The sequence below is a fragment of the Campylobacter sp. RM12640 genome, from assembly GCF_020137595.1.
GTDB lineage: Bacteria > Campylobacterota > Campylobacteria > Campylobacterales > Campylobacteraceae > Campylobacter_E.
In genome coordinates this window covers 46,385-59,667 of record NZ_JACGAU010000006.1, presented here as the reverse complement: position 1 = coordinate 59,667, position 13,283 = coordinate 46,385, and the positions used below count along the sequence as shown (strand labels likewise).

12 protein-coding genes and 1 pseudogene are annotated in these 13,283 nt (G+C 26.3%); 3 read left to right on the top strand and 10 right to left on the bottom strand.

Annotated elements, in window-relative coordinates; genetic code table 11:
* Positions 1 to 22: 22 nt before the first annotated feature.
* Positions 23 to 2,446, bottom strand: coding sequence for a hypothetical protein (locus tag AVBRAN12640_RS03405; protein WP_336608395.1), 2,424 nt, complete (start codon positions 2,444 to 2,446; stop codon positions 23 to 25).
* A 170-nt stretch (positions 2,447 to 2,616) separates the two neighbouring features.
* Here AVBRAN12640_RS03405 and AVBRAN12640_RS03400 point away from each other — a divergent pair, with 170 nt between their 5' ends.
* From AVBRAN12640_RS03400 to AVBRAN12640_RS03390, 3 genes are read left to right on the top strand one after another with little or no spacing between them, the layout of a single operon-like run.
* Positions 2,617 to 2,874, top strand: a complete 258-nt coding sequence (locus tag AVBRAN12640_RS03400) for a heavy-metal-associated domain-containing protein (RefSeq protein ID WP_214117354.1) — start codon at positions 2,617 to 2,619, stop codon at positions 2,872 to 2,874.
* On the top strand, positions 2,871 to 3,110 hold the full coding sequence (locus AVBRAN12640_RS03395; protein ID WP_214117355.1) for a hypothetical protein: 240 nt from the start codon (positions 2,871 to 2,873) through the stop codon (positions 3,108 to 3,110). Before AVBRAN12640_RS03400 ends, AVBRAN12640_RS03395 begins: the two co-directional genes overlap by 4 nt.
* Complete coding sequence (locus AVBRAN12640_RS03390) at positions 3,088 to 5,442, top strand: TonB-dependent receptor plug domain-containing protein (protein ID WP_336608396.1); 2,355 nt, start codon at positions 3,088 to 3,090, stop codon at positions 5,440 to 5,442. Before AVBRAN12640_RS03395 ends, AVBRAN12640_RS03390 begins: the two co-directional genes overlap by 23 nt.
* Before the next feature lie 24 nt (positions 5,443 to 5,466).
* Here the strand turns inward: AVBRAN12640_RS03390 and AVBRAN12640_RS03385 are convergent, their stop codons facing one another.
* The 9 genes and pseudogenes from AVBRAN12640_RS03385 to AVBRAN12640_RS03345 form a co-directional block, all read right to left on the bottom strand.
* The gene (locus AVBRAN12640_RS03385) at positions 5,467 to 6,162 is read right to left on the bottom strand and encodes a TonB family protein (protein ID WP_336608397.1); all 696 of its coding nucleotides are present in this window, start codon (positions 6,160 to 6,162) and stop codon (positions 5,467 to 5,469) included.
* Entirely contained in the window at positions 6,131 to 6,505 is a 375-nt protein-coding gene (exbD, locus tag AVBRAN12640_RS03380) for a TonB system transport protein ExbD (protein WP_214117358.1), read from the bottom strand. Before exbD ends, AVBRAN12640_RS03385 begins: the two co-directional genes overlap by 32 nt.
* On the bottom strand, positions 6,492 to 6,920 hold the full coding sequence (gene exbB, locus AVBRAN12640_RS03375) for a TonB-system energizer ExbB (protein WP_239802994.1): 429 nt from the start codon (positions 6,918 to 6,920) through the stop codon (positions 6,492 to 6,494). Before exbB ends, exbD begins: the two co-directional genes overlap by 14 nt.
* Before the next feature lie 52 nt (positions 6,921 to 6,972).
* Positions 6,973 to 9,036: a TonB-dependent receptor domain-containing protein gene (locus AVBRAN12640_RS03370; RefSeq protein ID WP_336608398.1), complete on the bottom strand. Its 2,064-nt coding sequence runs from the start codon at positions 9,034 to 9,036 to the stop codon at positions 6,973 to 6,975.
* Positions 9,037 to 9,229: 193 nt separating this feature from the next.
* Complete coding sequence (gene recO / locus AVBRAN12640_RS03365; protein WP_214117361.1) at positions 9,230 to 9,841, bottom strand: recombination protein RecO; 612 nt, start codon at positions 9,839 to 9,841, stop codon at positions 9,230 to 9,232.
* Positions 9,829 to 10,611: an ATP-binding protein gene (locus AVBRAN12640_RS03360; protein ID WP_214117410.1), complete on the bottom strand. Its 783-nt coding sequence runs from the start codon at positions 10,609 to 10,611 to the stop codon at positions 9,829 to 9,831. The genes recO and AVBRAN12640_RS03360 overlap by 13 nt, the downstream gene beginning before the upstream one ends.
* Positions 10,597 to 11,277: pseudogene (locus AVBRAN12640_RS03355) on the bottom strand (5'-methylthioadenosine/adenosylhomocysteine nucleosidase); the annotation flags it as partial. The pseudogene AVBRAN12640_RS03355 and the gene AVBRAN12640_RS03360, both read right to left, overlap by 15 nt.
* A complete protein-coding gene (locus tag AVBRAN12640_RS03350; protein WP_336608399.1) occupies positions 11,274 to 12,251 on the bottom strand; it encodes an ACP S-malonyltransferase in 978 nt (325 codons plus the stop codon). The pseudogene AVBRAN12640_RS03355 and the gene AVBRAN12640_RS03350, both read right to left, overlap by 4 nt.
* 423 nt (positions 12,252 to 12,674) lie before the next feature.
* Positions 12,675 to 13,268, bottom strand: a complete 594-nt coding sequence (locus tag AVBRAN12640_RS03345) for an FKBP-type peptidyl-prolyl cis-trans isomerase (RefSeq protein WP_214117363.1) — start codon at positions 13,266 to 13,268, stop codon at positions 12,675 to 12,677.
* Between the last annotated feature and the right edge of the window lie 15 nt (positions 13,269 to 13,283).

Below are 13,283 nucleotides of genomic sequence, written 5' to 3'. Positions count from 1 at the left end.
AAGGCAAAATATATAATTTTGCCTAAAACTTATATCCAAAACCAATCTTAAAAAAATAAGAATTAAATTCTTTAAAAAACTGCTTACTTAAATCAATATCCAAACTTAAACTATCATTTAATAAATACTTAGTTTGTATTCCAAGCTCAAAACTATTAAGATTTTTAAAATATAGATTTTCTTTAGAATATCCATCACTTATAATAAGCAATTTATCCTTGCTTAAGCTTTTAAAATAATTACTATTTAGCGAAAATGCAAAATCATTGTTAAGGTATTCTAAAGCAAAACCTAATTTTAAAAAGCAATTATTTTGCCTTTTAAATAAAGCTTTTATATATTCATTTTTATATTTTGTCTTTGGTAAGTATTCAAAAACAAAAGCAATATTTGGCTTATATACAAAATAATTTTCATAACTTAATCCAAATTCTACTTTTGAATTAACGCTAAAATAATCTTTATTTATAATCCCTAAATCATCAAGATTTATCGCAACTTCGTGCTCATTGTATTTAAAATCAGTATTTATATAAAAATTATCAAAATTAAAATTAGCATAAAATCCGCCGCCATAGATTTTATGATTTTTGCTTTCATTATTTAAGCTATATAAAAATAATCCTAAATTATTATAAAAATAATTATATTCATTAGATTTATTTATTTTTATTAGATTTAGCCAATAATTTATATCATTTATATCCCCACTTAAATACTCATAATCTAAATAATCAAACCTTTTGCTATCAAAATTTAATCTTGAAATAGAATAATTTAATAAATCTTCTTTATAGAATTTATTTTTTATATTATTAATTAGCTTTTTATCCACACCAATTTTTGCAATATCAGGATTTTTTGCTGTAATTTTATTTATTGCATTATTTTCTAAATTCTTTTTATATTTATCATCAAATAATTCATTAATATCGCTAATATTTAAAGAGTTAAAATCCCCTATCCCAAGCAAAAAAGCTCCATTTTGCTCTTTTTTTACTATTACTTCTTTATCAAAACCAAAAACACTAAAGCCTTTTATAGTATATACAGCAAAATCTTTACTTAAATCCTTACTACTCCTTGCTAAAAGTAAAGGAAAAAATCCTAAATTATTTTGATAATTTACAATTTTTATATCATTATTTACGCCTTTTATCTCTTCATCAACGACAATAGCCCCACTAAAACCATCATTAAAATAAAGAACAAAATTATTATTATTAGCTTCTAGTGTTTTAGCTCTAAAACCACCATAAATTGATGAAGAATTTAAAATCAAATTATCAAAAATCATATTTTTTGAATTAATTGTAGAATTATTGATTTTCGCATTTTTTACTTTTAATTCTTCATTAGCTAAATTACTATAAGCAATCTCAATATCCCCACCTAAAATATCAGCATTAATAGCAGATGCGTTAGCATAAAAATACGCATTATCGCTTTGAGTAATGGTATTATTAAAAGTAGATTTATAACTTGTAAAAAATCCACTATTATTTATCTTTTCAAAACTAGAATAAATACTATCTACATTTAAAGTATTTTCTAATTGATTTTTAAACTTAAAATTGCTTCCTACTAAATCACCATTATTAATAACCCTATCATTAAAGGTAATATCATTTCCAATAACCCAGCCATTAATATCATTATCTAATTCTTTATTAAAAGTAGTAATATCACCTAAAATCATACCATCATTATAAGTATTTGCAAAAGTTAAATTCTCTCCAGAAATAGTGCTATTTTGATTATTTTTTAGATTATTTTTAAATTCTAAAAAATCCCCATTGATAGTATCATTATTGATTACTTCGCCAATAAATTCTGCATTATTTACATCCATAACAGCATTATTAATCACTTCATTAAAACTAGCTTTATTATCTATAAAAATATATGAATTATTTTCTAAAGTTGATTTAAATGATAAATTATTTCCAGATATAAGCCCATCAGTATCATTTAAAACATCTCCATTAAAAGTATTGTTATCTCCAAAAATCCAGCCTTCTTGAAAGTTAATAAAATCATAAAAAATATTATCATCTCCATAAATTAAGCCATAATTTTGCATATTAAAAAAATTATTATGATTAGCTTCTATCATTCCATCATATAGATTAAAAAACTCTTGATTTGTAGTAGTATTGGTGCTTAAGAAATATCCATTATTAACAAACATTTGAATATTATGAAATGAGCCTTCAAAAAATCCACCATTATACACCTCGTTAAAAGTAGAAAAATTACCACTTAAAGTAGCACCAAAATTATTATTAAAAACACCAGAAAATTGATTTTTATCACTATTTATGACGCCTTCATTATCTATATCTTCATTTGTAATTATCTGATTTGAAATCACTTCATTTTCATTGATAATTAAAGCATTTAAAAAAGTTAAACTAAATAAAAATAACAAATATTTTTTAAACAATATAAACCTTTATATAAAAATAATTTTTAATTATATTTAAAAATTAGCTAATATTAAAATATCAAAATAATATTTTAAATTCTAATTTAATTGTTTATATAATATTTATAATTATTTTCAATTATTCTTAAGAAATGATTTTTATAATTAATATTTTTTAAGGAGAATGTATGAAAAAATTATTATTTGTGTCAATTTTATCAAGTTTAGCTTTTGCTGATGTAAGTTATTTATTAAATGTAAAAAATATGGGTTGCAATGGTTGTGCTAAAAAAATAATAGAAGCGTCTAAAAGTATTGCTGAAGTTAAAGATTACAAGGCTGATTTTAATTCTAAAGATTTAGTTATTACTTTTGCTAAAGATGTAGATATTAAAGCAATAGTAGAAAAAATCAACGAAATCGGCTATAAAGCAGTGCAACAATGAAGGCATTTTTTATAATGCTTTTAGCACTTAATCTTAATGCAAATGTTTATTTTATAAAAGATATGGCTTGTGAAGTTTGTGTTGATTTTATTAGTTTTTGTGCTAGTAAAGTTAGCAAAAATTATAAAGTAGATTTAAATTCTAAAACTCTAAAAATAAGTGATAAAACTTATGATGAAAAATCACTTTTAAAATGTTTAGCAAAAGATGGCTATGAAGCAATTTTGCAAAAATAAAATTAGGCTAAGCATATTTTTAGCTACATATATTTATGCAAATACCTTAGATGAAATCAATATTAATGCAGTGCAAAATATTGATTATTTAGAATTTTCTAACACTATTTACAATAAAGCCTATCTTAATACTCAAATAAAACAAAATCACACTTTAGATGAACTTATCAAAAATCATACAAATATAAGAATTACTACTAAAGATAGCGATAATTCAAATTCTTTAAAGCCAGATGATTTTTCAATCAATGGTGCTAAAACCTATCAAAATCAAATGTTTATAGATGGAATAAACATAACAAGCACCATTCAACCAGCTATGTCAAAAACGCTATATAAAAATGTCTGGTATAACCCATCTCTTGGTTCATATTCGCTTAATATAGATAGCGAAATTATAGATAATTTAAGCATTTATGATAGTTTTGTAAGTGCTAGTTATGGTGGATTTTTAGGTGGAGTAATTGATGCAAAAATCAAAAGCCCATCAAAAAACCCAAGTGGTGGATTTAGTCTTGGATATAGCTTTCAAGATAATATTTTTATAGATGATAAAATAAGGCAAAAATATTCTAGTGGATATGGTTATCAAGATTTTAGTAATTATTATAAAAGATATTTCAGTGCTAATTTTAGCTCATATTTAAATGATACTTTTGGAATTTTATTTTTTGCAAGTAGTAATTATTCAAATACAAAAATAAAGCAAAAAGATATATATACAATAAATAAAATTAGCGATACAAATAACTTAATTTTGCTAAAAACTCAAAAAGATTATGATAACCATATTCTTAGCTCAACTTTTATTTATAATCCTTATTTAATAAATCAATTTCAAGAAGGCGTAATTGATTCTAATATGAAAGTAAATTATGGTGGATTTAGCTTAGCTTTTAATCTTGAAAGTGAATTAAAAAATATAAATCTTAATCAGCATTTATCATTTTTAAAATCAAATTCTTCAAGAATTTATGATAAAAAAGTTCAGTATCAATTCATCTTACCTTCAGGTATAAAGCAAAGTTATGGTGGGCTAGGAGATACCTTACAAACTGAAAAATCATATCAATATAAATTAGATGCTAAAACCAATGAATTTAAAAATAATGATTTAGAATATAGCTTTAATTTTGGTTTTGAACTTAGTAAAAATCAAGGCAAAATAAATAGAATTAATCCTTATACAAGATATGAAAAACCAATTGATATTCTAGCTTGTAAAGAAAATGATATTAGTTGCATAAATAATCAATATTTTTCATATTATGAAACACATTTTGCAAAAGCTAAAAAATCAATAAACAACTACGCTCAATTTATACAAAGCGATATTAAATATCATAATTTTAGATTTAGATTAGGTCTTAGAAATGATTATGATAGCCTTAGCAAAAGATTTAATATAGCCCCTAGAACAGGACTTGAGTATTATTTAAATGATAATCAATTTTTAGGATTTGGATTTAATAAATATTTTGATAAAGGGCTTTTAGCTTATATTTTATATGATGATTATTTTAGTGGATATGAAGAGTATTCAAGAATTGATTATAATAGCCCTTGGATACAAGATACAAAATGGCAAAAAGATAGAGTTTTTATAGGATTAAAAAGCCCTTATGCTAATGAGTTTAGCCTATATTACAACGCAGAATTTAAATATTTTAAAATGTTATTAAAATACATTAAACGCAAAACTTATAATGAAATTTATTCAGCAAATCAAGAAGAATTAGGCTTAGAAAGTATAAACGATACTGATAATAATTATAAAGTTTATTATAATGGCAAAAAAACAGCTAATGATATTATAAGTCTTAATTTATCTAGCAATGAAATTAGTATATTTAATACTAAAAATTATTTTGATTTAAATCTTAGCTATTTACACAAAAAAGGTAGTGCGACTAATTATTTAAGCACAACTGGTAAAAACATAATCTATAATGGTAAAACTATAAAATCAAGTGAATTGCCATTTGTTTATGAGCCTTTTATAGCTAATTTTACTCATAATTTATTTTATGATAATTTTAACTTGATTAATGAAATCACTTATCATTCAGCGAAAAATGATTTATACTCACAATACGATAAGAATTTAAATATGCAAATATTTAGCGATACTAAACTTAAGTCATATTTGAATTGGAATTTAGGATTTGGCTATACTAAAAATATTAAAAATACTAAATTAAAAATAAGTTTTAATATCTTAAATATTTTAAATAGCAAAAATAAAATCAGCGTATTTAATTGTAATAACGAATTATGTTATAAATACGCTAATTCAAGGCTATATACTTTTAATCTAAATTATAATTTTTAAATTAGTGCAATTAAGCACTAATTTTTAATGTAAGCTAAACTTAAGCGGCACACTAATATCTAAAACTCTTTCATAACGCTTAAATTTCGCTATCTCAACGCTTTTAATTCCTGCTTTGTTTAGATTTTCATATTTTGATGGCTTAAGTATTTTTATATTTTTTGCCTTACCATAATCATAGGTAAATCCTACAACCACTACTCCTTGCTCACGCCTTTTTCTTGAACTCATAGGATAATTACTCTTAGCAGTTTTATTTAAAACTGATTGAATATGAGAGATTAATTCATCTTGATTATTCCCACCTGCAGGAGTATTATTACTAATTATAGTAGTTGGTTTAGCTTCATTTATCTTGCTTGCTAAAGGTTCGTTTTTAGGTGTGATTGGCTCATCTTGAGTTTTTTTAATTTCTTTTACTTCTTGCTTTGGTTTTGGTTTTTTATGGTGCTTTTTTTTAGGTTTTAAAGCAAATTTTTCTTCTTTTATCTCTTCTTTGATTATTTCTTCTTTTATTTCTTTTACTTCTTCAATTATTTCTTCTTTAACAGCATTTTGAGGTATGCTAGGAGCATAAAAAAGCACTGCTAAAGCTTTATCATTTTTAATCTCACTTGTCTTTACATCAATTCTAAAAAAACACGCCAACAAAACCGCATGAACTAAAAAGGAGATGAAAAATGCGATTTTATTTTTCTGTTGCAATAGCAAAATTTTCATGCTTTAACTCTTTTAAAATATCCACTATTTTTACAAAATGTTTATAACTAGCGTTCTCATCAGAGCGTAAAATTACAATTTCATCTTTACTAATACTTGATAATTTTGTCTTTAATTCATCTACGCTAAGCAAACTCTCATTATAAAATATCTCGCCAGTTTCATTAATACTTATAAATACTTTTTGCTTATCATCAATGCTTACGCTATTTTCTGATTTTGGTAAGTTTATAGCGATTTTTTCTTCTGCTATAAAGGTGCTAACACTTAAAACAATGCAAAGTAAAACTAGCATAATATCAATAAATGGAACTAGATTTAAGCCTTCTTTATTTACTCTCATTATTTTCCTTAAATCTTGATAATACAACATCAACTTTTCTAATAAATGCGTTGTATATCATAAGAGTTGGGATTGCTACAACAAGTCCAAGTGCTGTTGCTTTAAGAGCAAGTGATAGCCCTAGCATAATACTTTTTGCGTCCATAGTAGCTGCATTTGCCATATCATAAAATGTAATCATTATGCCTATTACCGTGCCAAGCAAACCTATATAAGGAGCGTTTTGATAAACGATGTAAAGACAGGTGAGATTTTTACTAAGTGCTATTTCTAATTCATCTTTACATTTATAATTTTTAATATCAATATTCTTAAAAAATATTAGCCTTTCAATACTAAATGCCAAAACTAAAAAGCTCATAAAAAATAATATCGCAAACACAAAATAATCTAAATATTCTTTTAAAAATTCCACATTTTCTCCTAATAATTGATATTCTAAAAAAGGCTAAAAAGCCTTTTTTAGTTTAGAATTTGTAACTAAAGCCTAGTTTTATATTTCTTCCTGCTTCATAGTCGTTTGCAGTCTCAACCCCAAATCTTCTTTGAGAATGTGAAACATAAGTTTTATCAAATAGATTGCCAACGCTTAAGTTTATTTCAAGATTTTGAGTAGGCATATAACTTGCATATATTTCGCTTACTCCATAACCTGCTTTTTTAGTTCCATCTTCTAAAGTCTTACCAGCAAAAGCTATTAGGTTATAACCAAATAATGTATCAATTGGACTAGCAAAATATTCAGCATTAAATGTATATTTATCCCCACTATCACTATATGCCATTACGCCACCAACTTTACTTTTGTCTTTATGTTTTGTTGTTTGATGAGTATAACTTGCACTAAATTTTAAATTCTCATAAGCATAAGAAGCATATAATTCAACCCCACGAACATTAGATTTACCCATATTCATACGATTGTAATTATTCTTAATTGTTTGTCCGTTTTGAGTAGTTGTTACGCTTACATTTTCTTTAATTAAATTCTTATAATCAGTATAAAAATATTTAGCTACAAAATTAACATTATGTTCATTAAAGTTATTTTTATACCCAAATCCAGCTTCATAAGCATCACCTGTTTCAGGCTCTAAATTCTCATCAATATAATTTGTATTAAATGTATTTTCGCTAAGTCTTAAAGCTTCAATCGGATCAGGTCCTCTAAATACTTTTGAATACCCAGCAAATAAATTAATGCCGTTTTCTGCCTTATAATCAAGTGCTAATGCAGGGCTAAAATTATTAAATCCTTGAGTTTTCTTGCCAAAATTATCTATAGTAAATCTATCAAATCTAACTCCAGGAATTATGCTAAATCCACCAATTTGAATAGTATCTTGTAAAAATACTGATAGGTTGTTTGCTACTTCTTTAGGATGATTGTTTGTAGGAGTTACAGAAATTGCTCCATTTGTTGCATCTTTTAAACTTGAATGATTTTTTCTAAAGCTTGTAGTTTGATACCACTCAAGTCCATAAAATACTTCTTGATTAAAGCTAGTATTTTCAAATCTTGATTTATTGTTTAAATAAGCACCTGTGGTTTTTACTCCATCATTTGATAAAAATGCTTTACCACCTGATTTTTTAAACTCTGCATAATTTGGAACTTCATCTTTTATAAGCCTATGCTCTGTATGATAAACTCTAAATTCGCTATCAATTAATTCATTTGGATTGTAATTGTAATTAAATGTATAGGTATCTCTTTGCATAATTTGAGGCAAAATAGGTTGAGCTCTTTCTCCTGCTTTTAGTGTGCCTGTATCAAATGCCACCGAGCCACCAAACTCACCTCTAAATGGAAAATCACCATCATATTCAGTATGCTCATAGCTAAGACCTGCTTTATGCTCATCTTTTTCATAATTTACTTTAAATAAATAGCTTAAATCATGACCCTTACCACCAATATCATTGCCATTTCCATCTTTTCCGAAGCCATAATTTTTATGATTAATATATGCTAAAAGACCAAAATTATTATCAGTTTTACCATAAGCCATTATGCTTTTTTGCCATTCTTTATTATTAGTTGAATAGCCTGTCTTAAACTTACCACCAAAACTCTCATCACCTTCTAATAAATCAAATGCACTTGCAGTCTTAAACGCAACCGAACCACCTAAAGCACCTGAGTTATTAGCAACACTTAAAACACCCACGCCAACATCAATAGCTTTTAATAAATCAACATCTAAAACTAAATCAGCCGAGTGATGAAAAATATTTCCACGTTGTCTTGCACCATCAATAGTAATATTAATACCCCTATCATTTACGCCACGCATATAAAGTTTTTGATTAAACTGATTTGTCCCTGCTACATAAACACCTGGAATATCACGCATAACATCTCTTATTGCACCTGCGTTTTTGTTTGAGATTTTTAGCGAATCAACATTAGAATATCCAATTGAACTAGCATTTACTTCAATAGTATCAAGATTAGCATTCTCATTAGCCAATAAGCCAACACCACCAAATAAGCATAAAGCCAAAGAAAGTTTTAAAGATTTTCTCAAAATATCTCCTTAATTGATAATAAAAATGATATTCTATAATATTTTTAGTTAATAACAAAAATAATTATCATAATATTTATAAGTTTTAAATAAATGATAGTTATATTGATAATAAATTTTATTTAAAATTCAAATTCATTGTGGTATTGTTTAAGATTTTTAAAATAAAGAATTTAATTTAGCTTTTGTAGTTTTATAATTTTTTAGAAAATACTTCGTATAATAAATCTATTTCACTATCTTCAAATATAGCTGAATTTTTATTTTTTAGATAATCTTTCATCTTAATTTTATTGATACTTACACTCACTTTACAACCCCTACAATACATTAAAAATCCTTCTCCTAAAGAAAAAAAATCATTTAATTCTTTATTGCATTCTGTGCAAGTTTCACTAAAATAAAGCCTACCTTCATACTCAATCATCAAAGCATAAGCATCTAAAAATACTCTTTTATAATGTTGAGTTTTTAATCTATTAATTATTCTTAAACTTAAATCATAATAAAAACTTCCGCACTCTTGATTATCTTTTAAATGCTCATATAAAAGCACACAAAAACTCTGCCAAGCCTTAATAATCTCATAATCATTCCAAGGCAAGGCTAATTGCATTGTTGAATGTAATTTTGGCAAAAATAAAGGCTGAATACTTAGCTCATAATCAATAATATTTCCGACTATTAAATGCGAGTGTCTAACTCCGTAAAATCTATAGCATTTTACTAATTCCTCGCTACTTAGGATAAAGACTATTAAATCTTTATCCCTAACGCTAAAGGTATTTAAAATTATTCCTTGCAATAATTAGCACCTTCGTTTGCAAAAAAAGTATCGTAATGAATGTTAAAAAAGGCATTTTCAAGGCTTTTAAATAATTTTGGATTTTGTGCTTCAAGACTTGCTAAAAGCTCTTTTGTTTCTGCTCTTGCGTGTGGCATTTTTACATCAAATCTCATAGCAGGACAAGCTTCATCGCCTATTGTTTTAAGACCATTTTTAATAGCATTTTCTCTTAACATTCTTTCACGAACAAATATCAAAGGACGAATTACGGTAATTCCTTGTGCTGAAGTGAATTTCGCAGCAAGTGTTCTTAAAGCCCCATTATAAGTAAAATTCATAAAAAAGCTCTCAATAGCATCATCTAAATGGTGTCCTAAAGCTAATTTATTAAAACCATTTTCCTTAGCATAAGTGTATAAATATCCCCTTCTCATACGAGAGAAAAACGAGCAAAAGCTTGAATTTTGACGGATTTTTTCACTAGAAATCTCATAAATATTACTTTCAATTATTGTATGTTTTATACCTAAAATCTTGCAATAATTGCTTAAATATTTATAATCTTCACCCATTCCATAACTAAGCGTTACTGCTTCAAATTCAAACTTAAACGGGACTGCTCTTTGCATATGTTTAAGTAGCATTAGTAAGCTTAAGCTATCTTTTCCACCGCTAAGTCCTACTAAAACCTTATCGCCTTCTTCAATCAAATTAAACTTATCACAAGCTCTTGCTACTTCTTTAATAAGTCTTTTGCTAAGCTCATTTTTAAACAAATGTTCGCACATTTTTAAGACAAATCTAGCACTATTTTTAGCAGCTAGTTCTAAAAACTCATCAAAACTAACATCAGCATTTCCACCTGCATCATCGCTAATTGCTCTTAATATAAAACAAGGCACATTAAGACTTTCGCAAACTAAAGCAACGCTTGCTCCTTCCATCTCAACCGCATCAGCATTAAAAGTATCTTTAATCCAATTTTTCTTAGTTTCATCGCAAATAAATTGATCAGATGTCGCAATAATGCCGCTAACTACATTTAAATCAAGCTCTTTTGCTACTTTTTTAGCAATATTATTTAATTTTTCACTTGTTTTTATAAAAACGCTAGTTTCAGGAACATAGCCAGGTTTGTGTCCGAATGCTGTTATATCTATATCGTGCTGCACTAATTCTTCTGCAATTAATAAATCCCCTATTTTTAAATTAGGATTAAGCGACCCTGCAACGCCTGTAAAAAGCAAACAATCAGCCTTATATTTTTCTATCATTACACTAGCACTTAGAGCTGAATTTACTTTGCCTATTTTTGAATAAGCAATAATTAGTTCATGACCTGCGTAATCAATGAAATAATAAGTATTATTTGCATATTTACTCTCTTTATAAGAATACTCATTTAAAATTGGCTCAATTTCTTCACGCATAGCACCTAAAATTGCTATTTTCATAGGTTTTCCTTAAATGTTTTTATAAAATTTTCAATATCTTCTAGGCTTTTTATACTAATACTTGGTTTGTTTGTTATTTTTTTATTAAGTCCGCATAAAACACTGCTTCCAAATTCTATAAAACCATCAACGCTATTTTCTATACTTTTTATGCTTTGTTTATATAAAACAGGCTTAATAAGTTGCTCTTTTATAGCTAAAATGGCTTCATTTTTAGTGCTATAAGACTTTATAAAAGCATTTGATATTACTGGTATGAAATCATCATTAAATAATAATTCTTTTTCTAATTTATTAGCTGCACTTTGCATTAAAGGACAATGACTTGCTACGCTCATATTAAGTAGCATTGCTCTTTTTGCTCCAACATTTTTAAAATCATCTATGCTATTTTCTAAATCTTTTTTAAGCCCAGCTACAACTATTTGACCATCGCAATTGTAATTTGCAGCATAGATTTGCTTATTTTCCTTATTTGCTTTAGCACAAATTTCTTCTACTAAATTATCATCTAAACCTAAAATAACCATCATAGAAGCAGGATTTTCGCTACTTGCACATTCTTGCATATATTTTCCACGCATATTTACTAGCTTTAAAGCATTTTTTAATTCAAGTGCATTATTTGCACATAAAGCCGAAAATTCTCCTAAAGAATGCCCTAAAGATGGAGTGTTTTCATAACTAATAAAAGGCTTTATATCATCTTTTTTTCTTAAAGAAATTCCATTTTCTTCTAATAATTTCTCAAATACTTTATAATACATAATGCTATTTAGTAATATTGCAGGTTGTGTAAATTCACTTATATCTAATCTATCATTTTTACTAAAAATTAATTCTTTAAAATCAATACCACAAAAACTACTAACTTCATCATAAGTTTTTCTTACAAACTCAAAATTATCAAATAATTCTTGACCCATAAAAGCACTTTGAGAACCTTGACCTGGGTATAAAAATGCGTAATTCATATTTTTCCTTTTTAATTTATTTTATTATCAAATCTTATAATACAAGTATTAAAATCTTTTAATTACAGCTATTATAAATCTTTTTTACTTTTTGTATAATATTATAAAAATATAAATTCCATTATTAAAATAATAAACGAAGTTTAACTTGCAATACTAATACAATCTATATTTTTAATATCACAATTTTAGCACTTTTTTATGATTGAATTAAAAATCAAGTTGAAAATAATAAGTTTTGTATATTTATAACTTACGATTATATATTCAAGATTGCTTGTAATTTATGAATTTGATAGCAATAAATGTATTTTAAAATTATAAAAATGATTAATTTTAAAAAACTGAATACTTTGAGTATATAATAAATATTAGTATAAGGCGAAATAAATCGCCTTAACAATTTTAGCTAAACCTTAGCTCTTAACCTCTGCAACAACCGCCGCCGTGGTGATGATGGTGATGATCATCTTCATCATCATGATGATGACCGCAACTTCCATCGCCTTTGCAACCACTATGTCCGTGATTTCCACATCCACATCCACCAGCTTGTGCTACTGCACCACTTTCTAATTCTTCAGGAGTAGCATCTCTTACTTCTTTAATATTTACGGTAAATAATAAATCTCTTCCTGCGTAAGGATGATTATAATCAATTACTACGCTACTATCTTTGATTTCTTTAACAACAACTCTAACTGTTGAGCCATCTTCGTTTTCTCCGAATAATTCTAAGCCAACATTTAAATCAATGCCTGCGAATTGTTCTTTTGGTAATTCTTGAACCAAATTCTCATCATATTCTTGCCAAGCTTTATCTTTAGTGATTAAAATATCACTTTCATCACCCTCATTTAGTTTAGCAATTTCATCTTCTAAAGCCTCTAATACTTGATTTCTACCTAATAAAAATGAAATAGGATGAAAATCAGTATTATTTTCTAATACTTCATTAGTTTTTGCATCACGCAATATAAAATTAAGTGATACTACGCTGTCTTTTTTTATAGCCATTTTTAATCCTTTCTA